This is a genomic window from Phycisphaerae bacterium, from assembly GCA_017999985.1.
Classification (GTDB): Bacteria; Planctomycetota; Phycisphaerae; order UBA1845; family Fen-1342; genus JAGNKU01.
Window position 1 is genome coordinate 1 of sequence record JAGNKU010000026.1, and the last position, 24184, is coordinate 24184.

At 68.2% G+C, this 24184-nt stretch carries 31 protein-coding genes, 1 tRNA gene and 1 other RNA gene; 22 read left to right on the forward strand and 11 right to left on the reverse strand.

Features of this window, described 5'->3' with window-relative positions:
* Positions 1–151: 151 nt before the first annotated feature.
* From KA383_20105 to KA383_20145, 9 genes are all read left to right on the forward strand, one after another.
* Entirely contained in the window at positions 152–451 is a 300-nt protein-coding gene (locus tag KA383_20105) for a hypothetical protein (GenBank protein ID MBP7748427.1), read from the forward strand.
* Between the two features lie 134 nt (positions 452–585).
* The gene (locus KA383_20110; GenBank protein ID MBP7748428.1) at positions 586–1596 is read left to right on the forward strand and encodes a PD-(D/E)XK nuclease family protein; all 1011 of its coding nucleotides are present in this window, start codon (positions 586–588) and stop codon (positions 1594–1596) included.
* An 11-nt stretch (positions 1597–1607) separates the two neighbouring features.
* Entirely contained in the window at positions 1608–2393 is a 786-nt protein-coding gene (locus tag KA383_20115; GenBank protein ID MBP7748429.1) for an ATP-binding protein, read from the forward strand.
* A 2-nt stretch (positions 2394–2395) separates the two neighbouring features.
* On the forward strand, positions 2396–2866 hold the full coding sequence (locus tag KA383_20120; GenBank protein ID MBP7748430.1) for a DUF669 domain-containing protein: 471 nt from the start codon (positions 2396–2398) through the stop codon (positions 2864–2866).
* Positions 2867–3021: 155 nt separating this feature from the next.
* Positions 3022–3270 carry a hypothetical protein gene (locus KA383_20125; protein ID MBP7748431.1) on the forward strand — a complete coding sequence of 83 codons (249 nt, stop codon included), beginning with the start codon at positions 3022–3024 and terminating at the stop codon, positions 3268–3270.
* The gene (locus KA383_20130) at positions 3267–3728 is read left to right on the forward strand and encodes an ERCC4 domain-containing protein (protein ID MBP7748432.1); all 462 of its coding nucleotides are present in this window, start codon (positions 3267–3269) and stop codon (positions 3726–3728) included. The genes KA383_20125 and KA383_20130 overlap by 4 nt, the downstream gene beginning before the upstream one ends.
* Positions 3721–5904 (forward strand): AAA family ATPase, encoded by a 2184-nt coding sequence (locus KA383_20135; GenBank protein MBP7748433.1) that lies wholly within the window; start codon positions 3721–3723, stop codon positions 5902–5904. Before KA383_20130 ends, KA383_20135 begins: the two co-directional genes overlap by 8 nt.
* Positions 5894–8926, forward strand: a complete 3033-nt coding sequence (locus KA383_20140) for a hypothetical protein (GenBank protein ID MBP7748434.1) — start codon at positions 5894–5896, stop codon at positions 8924–8926. Before KA383_20135 ends, KA383_20140 begins: the two co-directional genes overlap by 11 nt.
* A gap of 278 nt (positions 8927–9204) precedes the next feature.
* On the forward strand, positions 9205–10608 hold the full coding sequence (locus tag KA383_20145; protein MBP7748435.1) for a ParB N-terminal domain-containing protein: 1404 nt from the start codon (positions 9205–9207) through the stop codon (positions 10606–10608).
* Positions 10609–10690: 82 nt separating this feature from the next.
* Here the strand turns inward: KA383_20145 and KA383_20150 are convergent, their stop codons facing one another.
* From KA383_20150 to KA383_20200, 11 genes are all read right to left on the reverse strand, one after another.
* Positions 10691–10957 carry a hypothetical protein gene (locus KA383_20150; protein ID MBP7748436.1) on the reverse strand — a complete coding sequence of 89 codons (267 nt, stop codon included), beginning with the start codon at positions 10955–10957 and terminating at the stop codon, positions 10691–10693.
* Positions 10958–10960: 3 nt separating this feature from the next.
* The gene (locus tag KA383_20155) at positions 10961–11200 is read right to left on the reverse strand and encodes a hypothetical protein (protein MBP7748437.1); all 240 of its coding nucleotides are present in this window, start codon (positions 11198–11200) and stop codon (positions 10961–10963) included.
* Positions 11201–11203: 3 nt separating this feature from the next.
* Positions 11204–11671 (reverse strand): hypothetical protein, encoded by a 468-nt coding sequence (locus tag KA383_20160; protein MBP7748438.1) that lies wholly within the window; start codon positions 11669–11671, stop codon positions 11204–11206.
* A 12-nt stretch (positions 11672–11683) separates the two neighbouring features.
* The gene (locus KA383_20165; GenBank protein ID MBP7748439.1) at positions 11684–12280 is read right to left on the reverse strand and encodes a winged helix-turn-helix domain-containing protein; all 597 of its coding nucleotides are present in this window, start codon (positions 12278–12280) and stop codon (positions 11684–11686) included.
* 10 nt (positions 12281–12290) lie between these two features.
* An RNA gene (locus KA383_20170) (hammerhead ribozyme type II) lies at positions 12291–12355 on the reverse strand.
* A 3-nt stretch (positions 12356–12358) separates the two neighbouring features.
* Positions 12359–12688 carry a hypothetical protein gene (locus tag KA383_20175; GenBank protein MBP7748440.1) on the reverse strand — a complete coding sequence of 110 codons (330 nt, stop codon included), beginning with the start codon at positions 12686–12688 and terminating at the stop codon, positions 12359–12361.
* 15 nt (positions 12689–12703) lie between these two features.
* Entirely contained in the window at positions 12704–12928 is a 225-nt protein-coding gene (locus KA383_20180) for a hypothetical protein (protein MBP7748441.1), read from the reverse strand.
* A 15-nt stretch (positions 12929–12943) separates the two neighbouring features.
* Complete coding sequence (locus KA383_20185) at positions 12944–13285, reverse strand: hypothetical protein (protein MBP7748442.1); 342 nt, start codon at positions 13283–13285, stop codon at positions 12944–12946.
* A 27-nt stretch (positions 13286–13312) separates the two neighbouring features.
* Positions 13313–13678 (reverse strand): hypothetical protein, encoded by a 366-nt coding sequence (locus KA383_20190; GenBank protein ID MBP7748443.1) that lies wholly within the window; start codon positions 13676–13678, stop codon positions 13313–13315.
* A gap of 30 nt (positions 13679–13708) precedes the next feature.
* The gene (locus KA383_20195; protein ID MBP7748444.1) at positions 13709–13942 is read right to left on the reverse strand and encodes a hypothetical protein; all 234 of its coding nucleotides are present in this window, start codon (positions 13940–13942) and stop codon (positions 13709–13711) included.
* Positions 13943–13972: 30 nt separating this feature from the next.
* Complete coding sequence (locus tag KA383_20200) at positions 13973–14173, reverse strand: hypothetical protein (GenBank protein ID MBP7748445.1); 201 nt, start codon at positions 14171–14173, stop codon at positions 13973–13975.
* A gap of 254 nt (positions 14174–14427) precedes the next feature.
* Here KA383_20200 and KA383_20205 point away from each other — a divergent pair, with 254 nt between their 5' ends.
* The 13 genes from KA383_20205 to KA383_20265 form a co-directional block, all read left to right on the forward strand.
* The gene (locus KA383_20205; protein MBP7748446.1) at positions 14428–14637 is read left to right on the forward strand and encodes a hypothetical protein; all 210 of its coding nucleotides are present in this window, start codon (positions 14428–14430) and stop codon (positions 14635–14637) included.
* A complete protein-coding gene (locus tag KA383_20210; GenBank protein ID MBP7748447.1) occupies positions 14627–16930 on the forward strand; it encodes a phage terminase large subunit family protein in 2304 nt (767 codons plus the stop codon). The genes KA383_20205 and KA383_20210 overlap by 11 nt, the downstream gene beginning before the upstream one ends.
* Positions 16931–17203: 273 nt before the next feature.
* Positions 17204–17274: transfer RNA gene (locus KA383_20215), tRNA-Met, on the forward strand.
* Between the two features lie 13 nt (positions 17275–17287).
* Positions 17288–17482: a hypothetical protein gene (locus KA383_20220; GenBank protein MBP7748448.1), complete on the forward strand. Its 195-nt coding sequence runs from the start codon at positions 17288–17290 to the stop codon at positions 17480–17482.
* Positions 17479–18978, forward strand: coding sequence for a phage portal protein (locus KA383_20225; protein ID MBP7748449.1), 1500 nt, complete (start codon positions 17479–17481; stop codon positions 18976–18978). Before KA383_20220 ends, KA383_20225 begins: the two co-directional genes overlap by 4 nt.
* Positions 18941–20992, forward strand: coding sequence for a hypothetical protein (locus KA383_20230; protein ID MBP7748450.1), 2052 nt, complete (start codon positions 18941–18943; stop codon positions 20990–20992). The genes KA383_20225 and KA383_20230 overlap by 38 nt, the downstream gene beginning before the upstream one ends.
* A 34-nt stretch (positions 20993–21026) precedes the next feature.
* Complete coding sequence (locus KA383_20235) at positions 21027–21362, forward strand: DUF2190 family protein (GenBank protein MBP7748451.1); 336 nt, start codon at positions 21027–21029, stop codon at positions 21360–21362.
* Between the two features lie 6 nt (positions 21363–21368).
* Complete coding sequence (locus tag KA383_20240; GenBank protein MBP7748452.1) at positions 21369–21749, forward strand: hypothetical protein; 381 nt, start codon at positions 21369–21371, stop codon at positions 21747–21749.
* Between the two features lie 4 nt (positions 21750–21753).
* A complete protein-coding gene (locus tag KA383_20245) occupies positions 21754–21996 on the forward strand; it encodes a hypothetical protein (protein MBP7748453.1) in 243 nt (80 codons plus the stop codon).
* Positions 21996–22430, forward strand: coding sequence for a hypothetical protein (locus KA383_20250; protein ID MBP7748454.1), 435 nt, complete (start codon positions 21996–21998; stop codon positions 22428–22430). The genes KA383_20245 and KA383_20250 overlap by 1 nt, the downstream gene beginning before the upstream one ends.
* 6 nt (positions 22431–22436) lie before the next feature.
* Complete coding sequence (locus tag KA383_20255) at positions 22437–23147, forward strand: hypothetical protein (protein MBP7748455.1); 711 nt, start codon at positions 22437–22439, stop codon at positions 23145–23147.
* Between the two features lies 1 nt (position 23148).
* Positions 23149–23823: a hypothetical protein gene (locus KA383_20260; protein ID MBP7748456.1), complete on the forward strand. Its 675-nt coding sequence runs from the start codon at positions 23149–23151 to the stop codon at positions 23821–23823.
* A gap of 27 nt (positions 23824–23850) precedes the next feature.
* On the forward strand, positions 23851–24184 hold a 334-nt coding region (locus tag KA383_20265; protein ID MBP7748457.1), incomplete at its 3' end, for a hypothetical protein.

Consider the following 24184-nt stretch of genomic DNA (forward strand, 5'->3'; position numbering starts at 1 on the left):
CGGCACCAGGTTCACAAGGCGATCGGCGCGATCCGGACCCACTTCCGCGCTGCCGGCCTGAACTGATTCCCGGGTTGTCCGACAGCCGCACCCGCCACGGCGTATGTAACCAGCAGACGCCGTGGCGATGCGGCGCAGGACGGAGCGGACCATGACCACGGACGTGTACCGGTTCGAGTTTGACGACCGCGCGACGCGCGAGGAGGCGGAGCTGACGCTGCACCTTGCCACGTACGCGATCGAAGGCCTGTTCGGCGCTGCGCGGGTCCGGATGGACGCCGGCTACCACGTCGACGAGCCGCGCCACGCCATCACGATCGACGGTACGACCGAAGTGGGCGCGGCGCTCGTGCAGGTCTTCACCAGCCTAGCGCTGCGCGAGTTCGGGGAAGAGGCCTTCCGCGTGCGGCGCATGCCGGTCCCGACCGCGGCCGAAGGGAGGGCGGCGTGAGTCGCGATCCGGCGAATTGCCCCGAATTCGACGCACCCAATGGCGTGCCGCTGGTGCGGCTTGGCCAGGGCGACTTCACTCAGGACATCTGGGGCGCGGATGCGCCCGCCGCTGCAGGCCGCACGACGAAGAACCTGCTGACGTTTTCCGCGCTCAACACGTTCCGCAACTGCCCGCGCAAGTACCGCCATCGCTACGTCGATCAGCTCCAGCCGCGCGAAAAGCCCGAAAGCCTCTCGTTCGGCAGCGTGATCCACGGCGCACTGGAGCGCTGGTATCGACTGACAGGCGACGCGAACCGTCTGTGGGCGGCGCTCGAGTTCCTCGACGCCCAGTTCCCCCAGCGGGACCACGACCCCCTCCAGAAACACCGCTGGCACCTGGCGCGCGCCATGCTGGTCGGCTACGCCCAGCGCTACCCGAGCGAAGAGTTTGAGATCGTCGAGATCGAGAAAGAGTTCACCGGCGAGATTCGCAATCCGGATACGGGCCGCCCGAGCCAGACCTTCGTGATGGCCGGCAAGGCGGACGGCATCGTGCGGGCCGGCGGCGAGTTGTACCTGCTCGAGCACAAGACGGCCGGGTCGGTTGATGCCAACTACCTCGACAAGCTGTGGACCGACACGCAGATCGCGCTCTACTCGTTCTACTTGCGGCAGATCGGCTACCCGATCGTCGGCGTGATCTACAACGTGCTGCTGAAGACGCGTCTGAAGCAGCATGCCGGCGAAAGCCAGGAAGAGTACGAAGCGCGGCGCGCCGCCCTGGCCGCGAAGAACAAGAGCGGCCGCTCCACCGCGCAGCGCCAACTCCCTGAGACCGACGAGGAATTCCAGGGCCGGCTCGCGGAATGGTACGCCCGACCCGAGGCCTTCCATCGCGAGCGCATCTATTTGTCCGAAGACCGCCTGGCGATGCTGCAGGAGGAAGTCTGGGAGATCACGCAGCAGTACCTGGACGCGCGACGCCGCGGGAAGTGGTTGCTGAACACATCGAACTGCTTCGCCTACGAGCGCCCCTGCGAATACCTGCCGTACTGCCAGTCCGGCTTCAACCCCAACGTCCGTGACAACTTGTTCGAGATCGCGCCGCCGCACGAGGAGTTGGCGACGGCGCCCTCCGGCGATTCTGAGCGCGCATTCTGAAGGAGCACCCCATGCCCGTTGCATTGCCCACCGAGCGCAGCAAACCCACGGCGGATCTGTCACAGCAAACCGTGCTGGTGTACGGCCCGCCGAAGATCGGCAAGAGCTCGTTCGCCAGCCGCTTCCCCGACGCGTTGTTCTTCGAGTGCGAGCCGGGGCTGAACCAGCTCGAGGTCTTCAAGGTGCCCACGTACTCGTGGGAGGACTTCCTGGCGGCCTGCAAGCTCGTCGCCAGCGGCGAGCACCGCTTCAAGACGGTCATCGTCGACACGATCGACAACGCGTTCAAGTACTGCACCGACCACGTCTGCGGCAAGCACTCGATCGAGTACGAGGGCGACATGCCGCACGGCAAGGGCTGGGCGCTCGTCAAGAACGAGTGGCACCGCGTACTCACGCGACTGGCCAGCCTGCCATACGGCCTGGTGCTGATTTCGCACGCGCAGGACAAGACGGTCGAGACGCGCACCGGCGAGTACACGAAGACGCAGCCCAGCCTGCCGGACCGAGCCCGCAACGTCGTGCTCGGCCTGGTCGACATGATCCTCTACTGCGACGCGGTCACGCGCAAGGATGCCGCCGGCAACCTCAGCGTCGAACGCGTCATTCGCACGAAACCCCACCCCACCTATGAGGCGGGCGACCGCACCGGTCGGCTGCCCGAAGTGTTGCCGCTGGACTTTGAGGCGTTCTACCGCGCCTTCAACTCCGCCGCGCCGCAGGCGACCCCGGCCGCTGCGCCGGCGAGCGGAAACGGTCATCCGGGGAGCACCCGCAATAACGGAAAGGTGAAATGAACATGGCCGACACCCCCTTCGATCCACCGCCGCCGTATGAAACGCCGCCGGCGCCGCTCGACCTGAGTGCCTTCGACGAGGAGTACGACGCCGTCGAGCCCGCCGACAACGACGAGGTGCCCGACGGCAAGTACCAGGTGCGCGTGCAGCGCGTGAAGCTCGACCGCAGCCAGAAGGGCGACCCCATGCTGAAGTGGGATCTGGTCGTCCTCTCCGGCCAGCACGCCAGCCGGCACATCTTCAAGAACGCCGTGATCACACAGGCCTCGCTGCCGTTCGTGAAGGGCGACCTGAAGACGCTCGGGCTCGAGGTGCCGCGTTTCAGTGAGCTGCCGCGCCATCTGGATGAGCTGCTCGACCTGACGCTGGAGGTCACGAAGCGCACCAAGGGCGAGTACTCCAACGTGTATTTCAACAAGCGCATTCAGGTGCCGGCCGGCGCAGCGCCGGCCGAGGGCGCCACGCCGTTCTAGCCGGCGCTGTTCGCTGCACCGCCCGTCAAGGGTGCGGTCGGGGCGGGATGGCGTAACCCATCGGCCACGTGTGCCTGGAGATCGCCGGCTCCGGGCCGCTGGTGGGTTCAGACAGCCCGGGCCCGCCCCGGCTCTTCTTCTGCACGGAGGCAGAGATGAACCGCTATCGACGCGCCTACGGCTCAGCCCGCGGCCGCCGCAAGTACCAATGCCAGCGCTGCCAAGCCTTCCGCATGTTCCGCCCCTATGAGTTGCACCGCAGCAGCCTGCCCATCTGCCCGGCCTGCGGCTCGCGGTGGTGGGAGCCATACAGCGCCGGCGCCCACCAAACCGAGCGGGTGCTACGCGAGCGCATCCAGGAATTGCCCGTGCGGGGCGATCTGGTGAGGGCCCGACGCGCGTGAACGACTTCCGCATCATCATCGACTCGCGCGAGCAGGAGCCCTGGAGCTTCACCTACGCGACGCTGCGCCGCGCCCTGCCAGCCGGTGACTACTCCGTCGACGGGCTCGAAGGCGCCGTGGCCGTCGAGCGCAAGAGCCTGGCCGACTTCACCCGCACCGTGCTGCACGAGTTCCCGCGTTTCGCGGCGGAACTGGATCAGCTCGCGCAGCTGCCGCATGCCTGCATCGTGGTGGAGGCCGACCTCGATCATGTCCTGCGCGGCCAGGCGGCGGACGTGCTGCGGGGCGCCTCGCCCGAGTCGCTGCTCGGGGCGGCGGTACACATCCAGGCCCGTTTCCACGTGCCGGTGCTCTGGTGCGGATCGCGGCAAGCCGCCCGCGCCTTCACGGACGCTTACTTGCGCATGGTCGCCCGGGAGACCGCGGCCCGCGCGCAAGGGGAGGGCCCGGATGCCTGAGACGATCCGCGGCACGATCGAGAAGACCTACCACAGCAGCCCAGGTTTCTCGGCGGGCGTGCTGGCGGCCGAGGATGGGCGCAACGTGCGTTTCGCCGGGAAGCTCTGCGCCAACGTCGGCGATGTCGTCGCGCTGGTGGGCCGCTGGAAGCATGACCCGAAGTACGGCCGCCAATTCGCCGTGGAATCCCTGTCGTACGAGCTGCCCGAGACGACCGAGGGCCTGGTGCAGTACCTGGCTCAGCACCCCGCCTTCACCGGCATCGGCGAAATCACCGCCCGCAAGATCGTCACGTACGCCGCGAGCGCCGCCAACCTGGACCGCATCATCCGCCAGGACCTCGAGGAACTGCACCGCCAGCTGCGTATCCCCCGGGCAACGTTGGAATCGCTGCGTGAGGCGTGGATCGCCAACAGCGCTGAGAACGAGGTGCGTTCGTACCTGGCCGGCTTTGGCCTGACGCCGCACCAGGTCGAGACGTTGCTGAAGACGTTCGGCAACAGCATCGTCGGCGTGCTGCGCAACGACCCCTACCAGCTCATCCGGTACGTCGACGGCTACGGGTTCAAGCGCGTGGACAAGATCGCCCGCGCGATGGGCACGCCCAAGGACCACGCCGGGCGGATCGCGGCCGGCCTGCTGTACGTCGTCGGTGAAGAGATCGCCGGCGGCCACACCTGGATCAACGGCGCCGACCTGATTGATAAGGGCAACGAACTGCTCTTGCTCGACACGCTCGACAGCCGGGATGTGATCCGCAGCGCAGGCGAGCGGCTGCTGCAGGATGGGGCGCTGGTCGCGGATGGCAACGCCGTGGCGCTGCCAGCCATGCTCGAGGCGGAGCGGCTGATCCAGCGCACACTCGCGACGCATGCTTGGGTGGAGCGCCCGCTCGGTACTCGCGGACTGATCGAGCAGCTCAACGCCCGCCAGGTCGACGCCCTGCATAGGGCGCTGCGATGCACGATCGCGCTGGTTTCGGGGGCCGCGGGCACGGGGAAGACGTTCGTCCTGGCCCGCGTCGCGCGGGCGTTTCGCGACGCGGGACTGCGGGTCGCCCTGTGCTCACCAACCGGCAAGGCCGCCAAACGGATCGAGGAAACGCTGCGCGCCCAAGGTCTCGACCTCGAGGCGCGGACCATCCACCGCCTGCTGGGCTACGACGGTCAGAGATTCCGCCGGCCGAGCGTGTCAGAACCGTTCTACTTCAGCGACGACCCCGACGTGGAGCCCGATCCGCCGTACGACGCCGTGCTTGTCGACGAAGTGTCAATGGTCGATGTGCCGCTCATGGCCGCGCTGCTGGCCCGGATCGACTTCGACCGCACGCGGCTGGTTCTGGTCGGCGATCACAACCAGCTGCCACCCGTCGGCCCCGGCAACGTCCTGCGCGATCTGATCGCCCATCGGCTCGTGCCCACCGTGGTGCTCGAGACCGTCGAACGTCAGGCTGGCATTCTGAAGACCAACAGCACGGCGGTGCTCACGGGCGTGGTGTCGCCAACCGCCGTCAGCGATCCCGCCTGGACGGTGGTCGATGCCTTCCAGGACGCGCTGCCGATCCAAACCTACCTGCGCGACCTAGTGCTCAAGATGCTGCCGCAGCGGCTGGGGCTCGATCCGGTGCGCGACATCCAGATCATCACCCCGACGCACCTGGGCGCACTCGGCACCAAGGCGCTCAATCAGATGATGCAGCATCTGCTGCACGGTGACCCCGGCCGGAAGTTCGCCGTCGGCGACAAGGTCATCCAGACGGCCAACGACTACGAACTGGGCGTCATGAACGGCACGCAGGGCCGCGTGCTGGCGTACGAATCTGGCGCTGAGGGCGGCTACCGGATCGCGTTCGACGGCGTGGGCGAGCGGCGCATTCAGGGGGAGGACGTGCACCGCGTGCAGCTCGCGTACGCCCTGACCGCGCACAAGGCCCAGGGCAGCGAATTCCCCTGCGCGGTCGTGCTGTGCCACCGCTCCCACTTCTTCGCCGACCGCAACTGGCTGTACACGGCAGTGACGCGCGCGGCGCGCTATTGCGTGCTGCTGGGCGACCGCTGGGGGCTGCGCAACGCGGCGCGGAAGAACCACGTCATCAGCCGCCGGACCTTCCTGGACCGTTGGGCCCGAGCAGTGGGTTTGAGCGCGATCCCCTTGGAGGTGGCCTGTGCCGGATGATCCGCGCACATTCGACGCCCAGCGGCTGACGGCCACAGTGCCGGCCTGCCTGCGGCAACGCGCGCAGTGGGTGGCATGGACGTACGTGCTGCGTGACGGGCAGAAGACGAAGTGCCCGGTGAGTCCGACGAAGGGCGGGAAGGCCTCGTCCATCAATCCGGCGACCTGGGGCACGTTCGAGCAAGCGCTGGCCGCCTGCCAGAACTGCGCCGACCTGGTCGGCGTGGGCTTCGTGTTCACACCCGACGACCCGTACGCCGGCATCGATCTGGACGACTGCATCGACGCCAGCGGGCAGATCAAGCCGTGGGCGCTGGACTTCCTGCAGCAGCTCGACAGCTACAGCGAACTGAGTCCGTCCGGCAGCGGCGTGAAGGTGTTCGTGCAGGCGCAGAAGACCGGCTCGAAGTGCCGCAAGCCCTATGCCGACGGCCAGGTGGAGGTGTACGACCGCGGGCGGTTCTTCACCGTCACGGGGGCGCGGCTGCCGGAGTACGCGGCGGACGTCATGCCGCGGCAGTCCGCGTTCGATGCGGTGTATGCAGCGGTCATCGGCGCAGAGCCGGCGCCGGCTGCGGCCGGACCCGTGGCCGCACAGCCTCCACCGCCGAGCACGCCCGCCGTGATCAATGACGACGAGATCCTGCGTTTGGCCGGCAAGAGCCGCAAATCCGGCGAGAAGTTCAACGCCCTGTGGGCCGGCCGCTGGAACGACCATTTCAACTCGCGCAGCGAGGCGGATTCATCGGTCGCGTTCACGCTCGCGTTCTACACGAAGGACGCCGCGCAGATCGATCGCCTCTTCCGCCGCTCGGGCCTAATGCGCGAAAAGTGGGATGAGCAGCACGGCGAGCAGACCTACGGCCAGATGACGATCGCCAAGGCGCTGGCGACGGTCACCGGGCAGTACCAGCCGCGGAAATCGAAGAACGGCGCCGCACCGGCATCGCGGTCACCGCCAACTCCGCCGGCCTCGACAGGTCGGCCGCAGATCCAGGGCAATGAACGCCAGTTGCGCGACATCCGCAGCGACGCGCTGGCCGCGCTGCACGCAGCCAATCAGCCTCCGCGTCTGTTCCAGCGCGCCGGCGGGATCGCCCGCATTGCCTTCGTGCAGCAGGAGCACGCCACGGTCCTGCCGCGCGTCCAGCAGCTGGACCCCGATGCCCTGCGCGGCGAACTGACGAATGTGGCCGACTGGTTCACGCTCAAGCACGGCAAGCAAGGTGATTACGTCACCTCCGACCTGCCGCCGCTGTCGATCGCGCGCGACATCCTGTCCCAACCCAGCCTCGACCTGCCGCCACTGTACGGCGTGGTGACCTGCCCCACCTTCGCGGCCGACGGCAGTCTGGTGGTCGCAGACGGATACCACGCCACGAGCGGGCTGTGGCACCATCGCACGTTGACGGATCTGGCGCCGGTCCCTGAGGCGCCGGACGAAGCAGCCATTGCGGCAGCGCGCAGCGCCTTGCTCGACATCCTGGCTGATTTTCCCTTCATCGACGATGCCAGTCGCGCGAATGCTTTCGCCCTGATACTGCTACCCTTCGTGCGGCCTCTGATTTCCGGGCCGACGCCGCTGCACGCCGTGGACGCTCCTTCGCCGGCGACGGGCAAGGACCTGCTCGTGAAGTCGGCGCTGCTGCCCGCCCTCGGCCAGGAAGTCGGCGCGACCACCGCCGCGAAGGACCCCGACGAGTGGCGCAAGAAGATCACGTCGGCGCTGCTGGCAGACAGCCCCGCCATCCTGTGGGGTAATGTCGTCCAGCGCCTGGACAGCGAGCATCTCGCGGCGGCGCTTACCGACACCCTCTGGCGGGATCGCCAGCTCGGCCACACGCGGGAACTCCTGCTGCCCAACCGTGCCGTCTGGGCAACGACGGGCAACAACCTGGCGTTCAGCCGCGAGCTGGCCCGGCGCGTCGTGTGGATTCGGCTGGACGCCCGCATGGAGACGCCGGAATCCCGCAGCGGCTTCCGGCATCCCAACCTGCTCGCATACGTGCGGGCGCAGCGCACGCAGCTCGTGCATGCGGCCCTGACGCTGGTCCGCGCGTGGCTGGCGGCTGGCCGACCGACCGGTACGCAGGTGATGGGCAGCTTCGAGCAGTACGTCGCGGTGATGGGCGGCATTCTCAGCGTGGCGGGTATCCCCGGCTTCCTGGCGAACGCGGACGAGCTCCGCCGGCGCTCGGACGTCGAGACCGCCGATTGGCGCGCATTCGTGCTCGCCTGGTGGCAGCGCTGGGGCGAGGCGCGCGTGGGCGTCAGCGATCTGGCCACACTGCTGTGGGAGGACGGCGGCAAGCGCACCGACCTGCTCACCACACAGGTATCAGCGCCGACGGAACGCGGGGCGCTGACGCAATTGGGCATGCGCCTCTCGCGTAAACGCGATTGTGTCATCGCGGGCTATCGCATCACGTCGGCCGACCCCGACAAAAGTGGTCGGCAGCAGTACTGTCTAATTGGGACCGACGGCATACCTTTTCCCGAAAAAGCATACCTTTCGCATACCTTGACTTCTGAGGTATGCCAACCGAAGTCAAGTGCTGATGAAGAGTTACAGCAATCGGCAGACCTTGGCATACCTTTTCCCGACCCCCCGCGCATGTGTACAGGCGCGTGCGTGCCCGCGCGCACGCACGCGCCCGCGCATGAGGCGACCCCCGGAAAAAGGTATGCCGAGGTATGCCCGACGGCGCAACCTCCGGCGGCTGCGAAAGATAAGCCGGCAGACCTTGGGGCAGACCTTGGGCATACCTCGCCCGCCGCGCCGCAAAGGTATGCCGGACGCCCCGAGCACGACAACGGCGTCGCGTGGTACGCGGGCAACGGTGACAGCCAGCCCAGGGCCGTGCTCGAGCTGGCGCGCTGCCGTGACGGGTGGACGCCGCGGGACTGGTACAACCGCTTGCTCCAACTCGCCGGACGCTGCGCCGACCTGAATCCCGTGCGCGCGGCCGAACTGCGCAGCGCGGCAGCGCTCATGGCGGGACGCGGAGGGACGGGCCCATGAACGCCAGCGCCAGCCGCCAGCGGTTCCTCCCTGTGGCAACGGCCAGTCTGGGTCCGCGGAACGAGGTCGGAAACGCGACTGAGTTTGTTGCGCCAGCTCAACCCGCCCGGGCCGCCGCGGGGCGCGTCGGGGGCCAACGGGCGGGCCACGGGGCGCCGGGTGGCAGGTCGCTACCACCCCGCTCGCCCGCGACGCCCCGGGGGCAAACGGGGCCGCGTGGGGGCCAACCGGGCGGCGGAGGTTCCGCCCACGGCCAAGACAAGGAGGTCTGAACCATGCTGAACGTTGAACTGCGGCCGCTGGCCGAGATCAAACCCTACGAGAAGAACCCGCGCGACAACGACGCAGCGGTGGACGCGGTCGCCGAGTCGATCCGCCGGTTCGGATTCCGCCAGCCGATCGTCGTCGACGCGGATGGCGTCATCGTGTGCGGCCACACGCGCTGGAAGGCGGCGCAGAAGCTCGGGCTCGAGCAGGTGCCCGTGCATGTCGCCCGCGACCTGACGCCTGAGCAGATTCGCGCGTATCGCATCGCCGACAACAAGACCGCCGAGCTGGCCGAGTGGAATCTCGAACTGCTGCCGATCGAGCTGGCGGAGCTGCAGGGCGCCGGCATCGACTGGTCGCTGCTCGGGTTCGACGCGGACGAGCTTGCGCAGCTGCTCGACCCGGGCGTAAAAGACGGCCTGACCGATCCGGATGACATTCCGGAGCCGCCGGATGAAGCGATCACGCAGCCCGGCGACCTGTGGCTGCTCGGTGATCACCGCTTGCTGTGCGGCGACAGCGGTTCGCCCGGGGATGTGGATCGGTTGCTCGGCGGGCAGCTCGTCCACCTGGTCAACACCGATCCACCGTACAACGTGAAGGTCGAGCCGCGCAGCAACAACGCGATCGCGGCCGGGCTGTCGTCATTCGCGGGCATGCAGAAAAACGTGAAGGCGCTGGACGCGCAGGGGTTGCACCACAGCGGCTTCGACGTGGCCCGCGGCAAGACCGGCATCAAGCACCATCAGAAGCTCGACCTGGAGCGCCATCCGGAAAAGGCGAAGGCGACGCATCGAAAGATGCGCGCGAAGGACCGGCCGCTGGCGAACGACTTCGTGTCGGACGAGGAGTTCGAGCGGCTGCTGCATGCCTGGTTCGGCAATATCGCGCGCGTGCTGTTGCCCGGGCGCGCGCTGTACTGCTGGGGCGGCTACGCGAACTGCGCGAACTACCCGCCCGTGCTGAAGGCCTGCGGCCTGTACTTCTCGCAGGCAATCATCTGGGTGAAAGAGCACCCGGTGCTCACGCGCAAGGATTTCATGGGGAACCATGAATGGTGTTTTTATTCGTGGAGGGAAGGGGCCGCGCACGTGTACCTGGGCCCGAACAACGCGACCGACGTGTGGTCGGTCAAGAAAGTCAACCCGCAAAGCATGATCCATTTGACGGAGAAGCCCGTCGAGCTGGCGGTGCGCGCGATCCAGTACTCGAGCCGGACGGGCGAGAACGTGCTGGACCTGTTCGGCGGCAGCGGCTCGACGCTGATCGCCGCTGAACAGACCGGGCGGCGGGCGTTCCTGATGGAGCTCGACCCGTTGTACTGCGACGTCATCGTGCAGCGCTGGGAGAAGTTCACCGGGCGGAAGGCGGAGCGAGTCGTTGGTAAAGCGGAGTTGACGAATGCGAGCACGTAGTCAAGCCGGCTTGACTGTCGCACCGAACCAACACCCCGGCGGCCGCCGAGGCGTTGGGGAAGGAATGCGCATGTGGCGCGCGCTATGGCTTGGACTTGCGCTGCTTGGGTTCGCCGCCGCGCAGGTGGGTGAGGGTCTGGCCCAGCCGCTCGTGCTCCGCGGCGAGGACCTGCGTAGCGATGTCGCGCAGCCGGGGTACGACGTCCTCCGGCTTGTCGTCGAGCGGCACGTCGTACTGCCAGCGGTTGCGGTTACTCTCGTCCTCGAACAGCCGGCGGAAGCGCAGTGTCAGCCGGCCGTCGCCATCGGCGTGGACGCGGAACGTCATCTGGCTGCTCACATCGAGCATGGATCAAGCCTCCTGCACCGCGCCGGCGCAGGCCGGGCACAGCGCTTCGGGGCCGTGCGGCTCATGGCGCTCGACCATGTCGGCGTGCGGCGCGAACCCGCCGCATTCGTCGCAGCGGTCGAGGCGGTGCTTGTGCCACAGACCGTCCGTCAGGATCAGCTCGACCTGGGCGGTCAGGAGGGTGTTGGGCAGGTCCCAGGCGGCCAGGACCTCGCAGTCGTCGTTGGTCAACGTCAGTCGCATGGATCACTTCTCCTCGTAGAGGGCGTGGTACTCGGTCATGGCATCTTCGAAGACGGTGCCGGATGCGGCGGCGTGCTTGCGGCCGTGGACCGGGACCACGCAGCCGCGCTCCTTCAGGAACGCCAGCACGACCGCCGCCTGCGTCCAGGTGATCTCCGCCGCCCGGCGTACGTCCTCCAGGACGAAGCCGCCGGCGAGTTCACTGATCGCGTGGGCGGCGGCCTCGAAGGCGTTCTGCGGGCAGCGGTGTTCGTACAGCTGGCCCTTGCGGGGCACGACGCGCCGGACGAGCGCGCCGTCTTCGACGGTGAAGGTCTCGTCGCGCTCATCAGGGGGCGGTTGTGTCGCCGCGGCTACGGCGTGCTCGAGTGCGTCCCATTCCTCGGCTGTGAGCATCTGGTTCTCGCGGGCGGCGAGCACCGCCTCGGCGGCGGTGACGACCTCGCGGAGCCGGTCCAGTTCGGTGTTCACGCGTCGGGCCTCCTACACCGCGGCGCGGGTGAACTGCCCGCGCTCGACCTTGCAGAACCGGGCCGCGTCGCCCTTCGTGGCGATCTCGCGGATGATCGCAGCGTAGAGCGTGGCCTCGGGCGTCTTGCCACCGGGGCTCGACCACAGCCCGCGCTCCGCCATCGCTTCGATCATCTCTTTGGCCCGCATCGGCTGGCCGGCGTCAGCCAGGACCTGGGCCGCGGCGTCGAGCGCGCTGACCCGCTTGGGCTTCGGTTCGGCGGCGGGCTTGCGCGTGCGCTTCTTCTTCTCGGGCACGGGCTGGCCAGTGATGACCTCGACGGTCGGGTTGACCTCGGGCTCCGCGGCCTCTGCCCGGGCGGCGGCGATGCCCTGATCGGCGGGCGTGATTTCCGCGCTGGCCTTCTTCGAGCGCCGGCCCGTCGGCGCCGCATCACCCACCGCCCGCCGCAGGCGCTGCGCACTCTTGATGCGGATGCGCTTGCCGGTGGCGGTGTTCGTCGCGTTCCAGCCACCGTGGCTGTTGGTACTGTCGATCCGCACCGTCACGATGCGATCGCTCACTTTCGCCTGGTACGCGTTCCCAATCTTGATCTCGTCCTTCTTCATGGCCGTCTCCTTGTGTTGGCCTCGTCAGGCCCGGGTCTCCAGCGCCCGGGCGACCCGCCGCGGCGGGTTTCGGCGGCTTCAGGCAAGCAGATCGTCATACGCCTCGAGCTTGGTCAGCGCGGCCTGGATGTCGTCCCACAGGCTGGTGCGGAGCCAGACCAGCGCCATGTGCGCGTCCTTCGTGTTCTCGGCGCTCTCGATCCGGCCGATCGCCTCGCTGAGCTTGTCGCGGAGCCAGGTCATGTCCTCGTGGGCCTTCAGGGCGATGTACGCGGCCTTGACGGCCAGGTCCGCCTTGCGGCCGTCGTCGGTCGCGTCACCGATGTTGCCGGCCCGGTGGGCGGCGATGCGGTTGGCCAGGGCGTGTTCGACGATCGGCAGGGTCTTTTCGTTCTTCTTCGCTGGCATGGTGCTCTCCTCCGGTTAGTAGACGGGGACCGTGATGATGCGGTGTGTGCCGTCCGGCATCTCGTGATCGCACAGGTACGCGAACTCGACGCCCGCGGTGGCCAGGCGGTCGATCTCAGTCTGCTCGGCGACGTAGTTCTTGCCGCCAAGCAGAATCGCCTCGCCCTTCCCGCTGGCGTACGTCCACTGGATGGCCTCGTGGGCCGTCGGGAACTCGATTGCTTTGAACTCGATGCTCATCGCTGCTCCTCCGCGTTAGTTGCCAAACACGTGCTCGGCCAGCCCGGCCGCCAGCAGGTCGACGACCGTGGCGGCCAGCGGCGTGGTCGGGCGGATGTCCCAGCCGCGGTCGAAGTTCGCGGCCGTCGTCTGCGTGTCGATGTGCTTGACCCAGAGCTTCGAGATGCGGCTGTCGCCCAGTTCGAAGTCCGGCGACTCGGCGTGCTCGGGGAAGACCAGGGCGTCGAAGCGGTGGCCGGCGATCGTGCCGACCACCCAGGACCCGCCGCAGCTCGTGCGGCGCTGGACCTTCGTGATCCGCAGCGTCTCCAGGATCTCGCTGGCGTCCGGCGTCTGGTTCGCGTGGTTCGTGGTCATCGGCGTTTCTCCTTCGCGTTGCGACAGTCACATCAGTTCGCTGCTTTTCGCCGGGAATCCACTTTGCGGGCCGGAATTCTGCGATTTCTCAGCGGAATCTGTGGCAGGTCCGAGTGCGCTCGCGGGCGCGGCGGGAACCCGCCTTTCGCCCGCGCCCACCATGGCGACCAGCGCGTCCAGCCCGGCGCCGCGGTCGTGGGCGCCATCCTGGTAGCCCTGCACGTAGGCCTGCAGCAGCGCGCGGCGGACCTGCGGCCCGTACACCTCGTGGAAGTCGAGCCGGTCCAGGCCGCGGCGCGCGAGCGTCTCGATCCCCAGGCGGCCCTGGGCGATGCCGGCCAGCAGCGCCTCGATGCGGGTGGGCGTGATCGTCTTTGTCTTGCGCTTCGACATGGTCGTGCCTCCGTTCAGTGCGCGCTGCGCTCACCAGCCTTCGATCTCCCGGATCACCCGGCCCGTGAGCAGCGGGATGGCCCGGCCGTCGGGCGTGATGGCGTACAGGCTGGCCCCCGTGCGGGCCGCCGCCCGCCAGGCGGCGTTGAACGCGGTGCTGTGGCTGCGGAACGTCCGCGTGTCGCCCGTGACGCGGTAGCCGCCGTCGACCTTCCAGATGCTGATCCGTGTGGTCCGCTTCGTCGTGTGGCGCTTCGTGGTCATGGGGATTGCTCCTCGTGTTGGGTTCGGTGTTTACGCCTGCGTGGGAACGAACAACTCGCCGACCTCCCAGATCTCGCGGCCGTCGGCGGTGTCGACCAGGTACGACCAGGCGTCGAGGCCGTTGCGGCGGAAGGTGCAGACTCGGACGATCCGGCCGGGCTCGCCGTCTTCGCGGCTGACCACCAGGGTCCCGGGCGTCAGGCGGCGGTTGGTTTTCGTGGTCGCGTTCATCGTCGTTTCTCCATCGCGTACGCCCCATGCGTACAGACACATGAGTCGCTCGTTTTCCCGGGAAAGCAAGGCGATGTGGCGAGGAATTCGAGAGATTCTTGCATGTCTTGGCGCCAGGTCCGAGTCGGCGGTCCGCCGGGCCCTGAGAGCGCTCTCGCCCGCACCGGGGCGGCCTGGACCCGTCACTCGTTACATACGCCGCCCCGGGGCCGCCCTGTCGGGCCCGGGGGCGGCCGTGGGCGGGAGGCGGCGTGATGGCCGGCGCCGACGCCAAGCTGAACCCTACGGCACTCCCCCTGGCGGAGGCGGCCCGACTGCTCTCCGCCGTGGGCGGCCAGGCCGTCACGGTCGAAATGCTGCAGGCCGACGTCGCGGCTGGTGCGCCGACCAACGCCGACGGCACGCTGAACCTCGTGCAGTACGCGGCGTGGCTCGTACGGGAGATGGCGTCCGGTGCCGATTGACCCGCGCAAACTGAAGCCGACCGAACTGGTCCGGCTGCTCAACAGCACACCGCTCGGCGAGGTCATCTCCGAGCGGCAGCTGCACCGCCATCGCGCGCGGGCGGGATTTCGGATCGGCGACGGCCGCACGCTCGATCTGCTGCGCTACGTGGCCTGGCTGGTGATCGAGCGGCACCGGCCACGACCGGAGCCGGATGGTCTTACCGGCTATGAGGCTCACAAGGAGCGCGCCGCGCAGCGCAACCGCGAGATGGCGCTGCTCGGGCGGGACATCGCCACGGCCGAATGGGTCCACGCCTCGCGCAATCCCGAGCAACGCGCGCGGGCCGAACGCGACTTTCGCCACTTCTGCGAGGCGTACTTCCCGCAGACGTTTCACCTGCCGTGGTCACCCGACCACCTGAAGGTCATCCGGAAGATCGAACAGGCCGTGCTCGCGGGCGGGCTGTTCGCGATGGCGATGCCGCGCGGGAGCGGCAAGACGTCGCTGTGCGAAGTCGCCTGCCTGTGGGCGCTGGTGTACGGTCACCGGGAATTCGTCGCGCTCGTCGGCAGCGACGAGGAGCACGCCGCCGGCATGCTCGACAGCATCAAGGTCGAGTTGGAATCGAACGACCTGCTGGAAGACGACTTCAGCGAGGTCGTCGGGCCGGTGCGGGCGCTCGAGGGCATTCACCAGCGCGCCGCGGGCCAGCTCTACCAGGGGAAGCAGACGCACATCGGCTGGACGGCGCGCGAGATCGTGCTGCCCACGTTGCCGCCGCTGGAGTGGCTGGGGAACCACTCGCCGCGGTCCAACGGCGCGATCGTTTGCGTGGCCGGCATCACGGGGCGCATTCGCGGCATGAAGCACAAGCGGGCGGACGGTTCATCCGTGCGACCGTCGCTGGTGCTGATTGACGATCCGCAGACCGACGAGTCCGCCCGCAGCCCGAGCCAGTGCGTCACGCGCGAGCGCATCCTCGCCGGCGCCATCCTGGGTCTGGCTGGCCCGGGCCGCAAGATTGCGGGCTTGATGACACTGACGGTGGTCCGGCCGGACGACCTGGCCGACCGCATCCTCGATCGCGAGAAGCATCCGCAGTGGCAGGGCGAACGGACGAAGATGGTCTACGCCTGGCCCACGGACGAAGCGCTGTGGACGCGCTACGCCGAATTGTGGCGGCTGGGTATGCAGGCCGACCGCGGGATCGCTGACGCCACGGAATTCTACCGCGCCAACCGCGCGGCGATGGACGCCGGCGCGGTGATCGCCTGGCCAGAGCGACACCATCCGGACGAATTGTCCGCAATCCAGCACGCCATGAACCTCAAGCTCGACCGGGGGGAAGCGGCATTCTGGGCGGAGTACCAGAACGAGCCGCTACCTGAGGAGCAGGTCGATGACGAGCTGCTCACGGTCGACCAGATCTTGGCGAAGCTCAACGGTCAGCGCCGCGGCGAGGTGCCGCTGGCGGCCACGCACGTGACGATGTTCGTCGACGTGCAAGCCAAGGCGCTCTTCTGGCTCGTCGCCGCGTGGGAGGACAACTTCACGGGATACGTGCTCGACTACGGGACCGAGCCGGATCAGAAGGCCGAGTATTTCACACTGCGTGACATGCGGCGCACGCTGGGAGCCGCTGCACCGCGGGCCGGGATCGAGGGGGCGATCTACGCAGGCCTCGACCGGCTGACGGAGCGGACGTTGGGGCGCGAGTGGCAGCGCGACGATGGGGCGCAGGTGCGGATCGACCGCTGTCTGATCGACGCGAACTGGGGCCAGTCGTCGGACGTCGTGTACCAGTTTTGCCGGCAGAGCAAGTTCGCCGGCATAGTGCTGCCCAGCCACGGCCGGTATGTCGGCGCGTCGTCGATTCCGTTCATCGAGTACAAGCGCAAGCGCGGGGACCGCGTGGGGCTGAACTGGCGCATCCCCGTGATCACCGGCCGGCGCACCGTCCGGCACGTCGTGTTCGACACGAACTATTGGAAGTCGTTAATCCAGGCCCGCTTGGCCGTGCCGATGGGTGATCCGGGCTGTCTGTCGCTGTTCGGTCGTCAGCCGGAGCGTCACCGCCTGCTCGCTGACCACCTGACCAGCGAGTACCGCGTCAAGACCGCGGGCCGGGGCCGGACCGTCGACGAGTGGAAGCTGCGCGTCGACGGTCTCGACAACCACTGGCTGGATTGCCTAATCGGCTGCGCCGTGGCGGCTTCGATGGGCGGCGCCGCTCCGCCCGGGCTGGTAGGCGACACACCGAAGGCCCGCCCGGCCGTGCGGCTCTCGGAATTGCGGAGATCCCGGCGATGAAGGCCTCGCCGAAGTCGAGCGCTGGGCAGGCCCCGCGCGGGCTCGAGTGCCCGCGCTGTGGGTGCCGGCATTTCCGGGTGGTCTACACGCGGCCGGGCGCCGGCGGCCGAATTGTGCGGCGGCGGGAGTGTCGACACTGTGGACGCCGCATTACCACCTCCGAACGCGTCGGCATTTAGTCCGTCCACCGTCGCCATGTCTACCGGTGGAACAATTCCCGTGGTCGGCAGCCTCCGTCCGACAGCCCGGTTCCGCGTGGCGTATGTAACCCGTAGCGGGATGGTGTAACGGCAACATGCCGGCTTCATGCGCCGGCGCTGCGGGTTCAAGTCCCGCTCCCGCAAGTCGGAGCACGCGATGCCTGAGGAAATCGCGAGCGCGATCCGCGAGGCCGCCCAGCAGCCGGCCGAGGTGGCGGTCGACGGCCAGACGGTCAAGCAGCAGCCGTTGCCGGACCAGATCGAGGCCGACCGTTACCTCGCCAGCAAGGAGGCGGCCAAGCAGGGCCTCGGCGTTCGGATGACGAAGGTCGTGCCTCCCGGAGCGGTGTGACAGTGTTCAACTGGCTGCGACAGCTCGGCGCACGCAAGAACCACAGCGCCACCGCCCCGCGCGGCCGGCTGCTCGTCGTGCGCGGCAAGTATGACGCCGCCCAGACCACGCCGGAGAACCGCCGCCACTGGGCAAATGCCGACTATCTCTCGGCCGACGCGGCCATGGGCGCCGACGTCCGGCGCGTGCTGCGCAGCCGGGCCCGCTACGAAGTCGCCAACAACTCGTATGCCAAGGGCATCGTCCTGACGCTCGCGAATTACGTGGTCGGCACCGGTCCGCGGCTCCAGATGCTTACCGAAGACCCGGAAGCCAACCGCCTCATCGAGCAGGAATTTTCCCGCTGGGCCAAGGCGATCGGCCTTTCTCACAAGCTCCGCACGATGCGCATTGCGCAATGCGAGAGCGGCGAGTGCTTCGGGCTGCTGACCAGCAACCCGCGCATCGCCGCGCCGGTCCAGCTCGACCTCCGGCTGATCGAAGCGGATCAGGTCTCGACGCCGTTCGGCGTGCTGCCGCCGGAGGAGCGGGCGGTTGACGGCATCGTCTTCGACGGCTTCGGCAACCCGATCGCGTACTACGTCCTGCGGCGCCATCCCGGCGACCAGCGCGCCTGGCGCGCCGGCCCTGACGACTACAACCTCATGCCCGTGGAATCGGTTGTGCACCTGTTCCGGGCGGAGCGCCCGGCGCAGAGCCGCGGCATCCCGGAGGTCACCAGCTCGCTCTCGCTGTTCGCGACGCTGCGTCGCTACACGCTGGCCGTGCTGGGCGCGGCGGAACAGGCCGCGCTGCCGTCGGGCGTGATCTACACGGACGCACCCGCCGACGCCGAATCGGCCGCGGTCGAGCCGATGGACACAGTCGAGATGGACCGCGGCACATGGATGACGATGCCGTACGGCTGGAAGATCGGCCAGGTCAAGGCGGAGCAGCCCACAACCGTATACGGCGACTTCAAGCACGAGGTGATCAACGAGATCGCCCGCTGCCTGAACATGCCGTTCAACATCGCCGCCGGCAACTCGTCGGGCTACAACTACGCTTCGGGGCGTCTCGACCACCAGGCCTTCTTCAAAGCGATCCGCGTCGATCAGAACTTCCTCGGCGACATGGTGCTTGACCGGCTGCTCAAGGCGTGGATGGACGAGGCCGTGCTCATCGAGGGCTACCTGCCGCAGTGGCTGCGGCGACTCGGCGTCGACCTGTCGCACCAGTGGTTCTGGGACGGGTTCGAGCACGTCGATCCGCAGAAGGAAGCCGGCGCGCAGGCGACGCGGCTGCAGAGCAACACGACGACCCTCGCGGCAGAGTACGCCAAGGCCGGGCTCGATTGGGAATCCGAGCTCCGCCAGCGCGCCCGCGAGTTGGCGCTGATGCGTGAGCTGGGGCTCACCGCGCAGACGCCGACTTCGCCAGCCGCCCCCACCGAAACAGACAGTCAGGAGGACGAGAGCGATGTCACGGAAGACGTCGACGCCCGCGCGGGCGCGTGAGGCTTACGAAGAGGTGCCGGATCGGCTCGAGCTGCGCTGCCTGCCCGGGCGGATCACACTCGAGGCGCTGGCCGTCGAGGGTGAGGCCGAGGTCATCCCGCGCTTCACGATGGTCGCGTACACAGGCGAGCCGCTGCGAGTGGAAGGCTGGCGGTTCCCGGTCGTGGTCGACCTGGAGGGCCTATCGATCCCATCGCAGCGTCGGCCGGTGCGCTTCGGCCACAGCATGTATGCCGGGGTCGGACACACCGAGCGCATCGCGGTTGAGGCCGGCCGGCTGATCGCCGAGGGCATCGTGTCGCGCGATACGGTGGCCGCGCGCGAGGTGGTTGCCAGCGGCAAGCGCGGCTTCCCGTGGCAGGCCTCGATCGGCGCGCAGGTCGCCCAGGCTGAGTTCGTCCGCGCCGGCAAGAGCGTCACGGTGAACAGCCGCACGTTCGAGGGGCCGCTGTACGTGGCCCGGCGGACGGTGCTGGGCGAGATCAGCTTCGTGGACCTGGGGGCGGACGGGAATACCACCGCGACGATCGCGGCGCAGCAACAGGAGAGCGAACTCATGGATGAGAACAAGGACACGGAGGTCCTCGATAACGTGGCGCCGGAGGCGCCGCAGGACGACGTCGCGCGTGACGAGGCAGCGGGCGCCGGCACGGAGGCCGGCCCCGCCGCCGGTGCGACGCCGGCATCGGTCGTCAACCCGGTCGCGGATGTCCGCGCGCAGGCGCTGGCAGAGACCAAGCGCATCGCCGCGATCCGCTCAATTCTGGGTGGGCGGCTGCCCGAGATCGAGGCGCGGGCGATTGCCGAAGGCTGGACCCCGGACCGCACCGAGCTGGAGAAGCTCCGGGTCATGCGTCCCAAGGCGCCGGCCGTGCACGTGACCGAGATGGCCGTCACCGGCCAGGTGCTCGAGGCCGCGTGCTTGCAGGCCGCCCGGGTCGAGAAGATCGAGCGATACTTCGAAGCGCCGGTCCTCGACGAGGCGGACCGCCAGTTCGACGGGCGCCTCGGCTTGGCCGAGCTGATCGTCGAGGCGGCCCGGGCCAACGGCTACGTCGGCCGCGAGCGGCGCGTCACGCCGGAGATGCTGCGCTACGCCTTCGGCCGGGAAATCCGGGCCGCGGCGTCGACGATCGACATCGGCGGCATCCTCAGCAACGTCGCGAACAAGTTCCTGCTGGAGGGCTTCTTCAGCGTCGAACGGACCTGGCGGAACATCTGCGCCGTCCGCAACGTCAGCGACTTCAAGACGGTCACCAGCTACCGGTTGATCGGCAAGGACCAGTACGAGCAGGTCGCGCCGGGTGGCGAGCTGAAGCACGGCACGCTGGGTGAGCAGGCCTACACGAACAAGGCCGACACCTACGGCTTGCTGCTGGCGATCGACCGTCGGGACATCATCAACGATGACCTCGGCGCGATCACCACGGTCCCACGCAAGCTGGGGCGGGGCTCCGGCCTGAAGATCAACGACATCTTCTGGTCGATCTTCATGAACAATGCGGCGTTCTTCAGCGCCGGCAACAACAACTACCTGACCGGTGCGGACACGGCGCTGTCGATCGAGGGCATGTCCAAGGCTGAGAAGGCCTTCCTGGACCAGACCGATCCGGACGGCAAGCCGCTCGGCGCGATGCCGGCAGTGGTGCTCGTGCCCACGGCGCTGAGCGCCATGGCCACGGTGCTCTACAAGTCGCTGGAGGTCCGCGACACGACCGCCAGCACCAAGTACCCGATCGCGAACCCCCATACGGGCAAGTTCCGTGCGGAGGTCAGCCGCTACCTGAGCAACGCGCAGTACACGGGGTACTCGGAGAAGGCCTGGTACCTGCTGGCCGATCCGATCGACCTGCCGGTCATCGAGGTCGCGTTCCTGAATGGCCAGGAAGCGCCCACGATCGAAACCGCCGACGCGGACTTCAACGTGCTCGGCGTGCAGATGCGCGGCTACCACGATTTCGGCGTCGCGCTGCAGGAACCGCGCGGCGGGATCAAGAGCAAGGGCGAGGCGTAGCAGTACGGACCCAGCCCCGAAGGAGTGACACAGGATGGCACAGGCAACATTCGTACATGACGGCCGCTCGATTGACTACACGCCCGGCTCGGCCGTGGCCGCGGGCGACGTCATCGTGCAGGGCGAGCTGGTGGGCGTGTCCCGCACACCGATCGCAGCGAACGCGTTGGGGTCGCTGGCAGTGGACGGCGTGTTTGACTTCGCCAAGGCGACCGGCGGCGGTACCGCGATCACCGCGGGCGCCAACGTCTACTGGGACGACACGAACAACGTCGCCACGACCACCGCGACCGGCAACAAGCTGATCGGCAAGTGCGTCAAGGCGGCCGCAGACGCCGCCACCACGGTGCGCGTCCGGATGAATCAGTAGGCAACCATGTCGAACCTGCTCGAACAAGGCGCCGCGTGGTTGCAGGAGCAGCGCACGCGCCACCTGTCGCGGACGGTCACCTACCTCCGCGCCGGCGACAGCGTAGACCTGCCCGCCACGATCGGGCAGACCACGTTCGAGCAGGCCGACGAATACGGCGTGCTGCATCGGACGGAGTCGCGGGACTACCTGATTACGGCGGCGGACCTCGTCTTGGCGGGCAAGCAGGAGTTACCCAAGCCCGGCGACCGCATCCGCGAGACGGATGGCGACCAGATCTTCCTCTACGAGGTGATGGCGCCCGGCGGCGAGCCGGCGTGGCGCTACAGCGACACGTACCGCCGCACGCTGCGCGTCCATACGAAACACGTAGGCATGGAGCGCTGATGCCATGAGTGACAGTCAGCCCGAGAAGTGCCAGTTCCAGCCGACGTGCCTGAAGGACCTGGGCGAGATTCGCTCGGCGGTCTTCGGCAACAACCACCCGGAGAAGTCGCTCCTGGTGCGCATGGAACGGGTCGAGTCGCGGCTCGCGGCCATTCAGAAGCTCTCCTTCGCCACGCTCTGCGGCGTCGGCACGCTGCTGCTGAAGTTCATCGGCACCTGGCTGGAAGGCCTGATGCGAGGTTCGTGATGCCGGACAGCACACTCATTGCGCTCGCCGATGCGATCGTCGCCAGCCTGAACGGCGCGACGTTCAGCATGACGTTCCAGGCGGAACGCGGCTACCGCCCCGCCGTGGAATTGCCGGTGCTGCAGGCGGTGAAGGTCACGGTCATCCCCAAGAGCCTGGCGATCAGCGCGGCCACGCGCGCGGACGGCTTCCACGACTGCGCGATCGACATCGGGGTGCAGCGCAAGGTCGACGTCGATGATCCGGCGGCTTTGGACGCGCTGATGAGGCTGGTCGAGGAGATCGGCGACCACCTGCGCTACCGCAAGCTTGAGGGATTCGCCGTGGCGGCCTGGCTCGCGCTCGAGAACGAGCCGGTGTTCGCGCCGGAGCACCTGGAGCAGTACCGGCAGTTCACGAGCGTGCTGACGGTCACGTACCGGGTGCGGAGGTGAACCGCCATGCCGCTGCAGTGGTTCGCGGGCTTCGAGGCGTTCGACCTTGCGGAGATGGTCACCTTCACGGGGGCGACGGTCAGTGCGGCGTACAAGCGCAGCGGCGCCTGCGGCTGCCGACTCACGGTTCCGACCGGCACAACGGTGGTGAACATCGCCGTGGCCAACGGCTACGACGCCAACGGGAACCCGACCACGGTCAGCCGGACGGCGTACACGATTGGATTCGGACTGCGCGTGATCGCGCTGCCGCAGACGGTGGGCCAATGGGAACACTTGCTGTTCATCGGCTCGGGCACCACCCATCGGGCATCGCTGCGACTCGGCGAGGATGGCACGTTGCGGCTGCACATCGGCGCGGTGGGCTCGCCGCACCTGGCCAGCTTCGGGCGGGTCGACCTGAACCGCTGGTACTACTGCGAACTCGCGGTGCTGTTCGATCGGTACGTCTGGCGCATGGATGGGAAGGTTGTGGCGCAAGGGCTCGGCGGGCCGGGTGGGTCGATGAACGTGGCGTATCTGGGCAAGCGCTTCAACCTCGCCTCGCAGGGCTACACCGTCGACGTCGACGACGTCTACACGTGCGACGACGCCACGTTGTTCGGGCCGACGGTGCGTGTGGCGCGCCTCAACGCGAACGTGAACGGCTCGCAGTTCGGCTGGTACCCGTACCCGCCGGACGAGCCGCCGCCCGAGGTCGAGCCAAAGGGAGCCTGACGTGGATTACTGGGAGTACGTCAGCCAGGTCCCGCAGGACGGCGACAGCACCTACCTCGACGGCAGCTACCCCGGTGCGACGTTCAACGTCGGCGTCGCCGATGTGGCGCTCGCGCCCGGCGAACGCGTTGTCGCGGCGGCCGCGGCGGTGTGCTGGCGGAACAACAGCGGCGGCAACGGACGTGTCACGCTGCGGGTGGGCGCCAGTGAACAAGCGACGGCCAACTTCAACCCAAGCGGCGCGTACGACACGGTCTTCGTTTTCGCCCGCAACTCGCCGGCGACGGCCAAGCCGTGGACGCGGGCGGAGGTCAACGCCGCGCTGGTCGGGGCGGTCGTCAACACCGGCTATGGCCTGCGGGCCACGCAGGCTGGGCTGCATGTGCTGCTGTACACGCCGCCCGTCGTGCCCCTCAAACCGAAGGAGTGGCCCATGAACTTCAAGGCGCTCGAGTCGCTGACGGCGACGGGGTCGGATCAGGCCGTCGAGGTGCCGCGCGGCGCCACGCTGATCGTGCGGCCGCTGGCCGCGAACGTGGAGGTGCGCGACGTGTCCGGTGCGACCGCGAAGCTGACGATCCCGGCCGACTCGATGGTCATGCTCGGCCCGTCCTACGGCCAGACGGTGTACCTGCGCGCCACGGCCGGCACGGTGATCGAGCTCGGGCTGACGTAGCGCCCGGCAGTCATGGAGGACTGAGACATGGCGAACTTCGTACTGGGGATGAACGCCAAGCTGTACCACGGCGCGGCCGGCAACCCCGCATCCACCGAAATGACCAACGTCCGCAACGTCACGCTCAACCTGGAGGCGGGCGAGGCGGATGTCACCACCCGGGCCAATCAGGGCTGGCGGGCGACGGCGCCCACGCTGCGCGAGTGCTCGGTCGAGTTCGAGATGGTCTGGGACCCCGCCGATGCCGGGTTCACGGCGATCAAGAACGCCTACCTCACCGCCGGCCTGATCGCGCTGAAGGTGCTGGACAAGGAAGGCGGCCAGGGGCCGGACGGCGACTTCTCGATCACGTCCTTCAGCC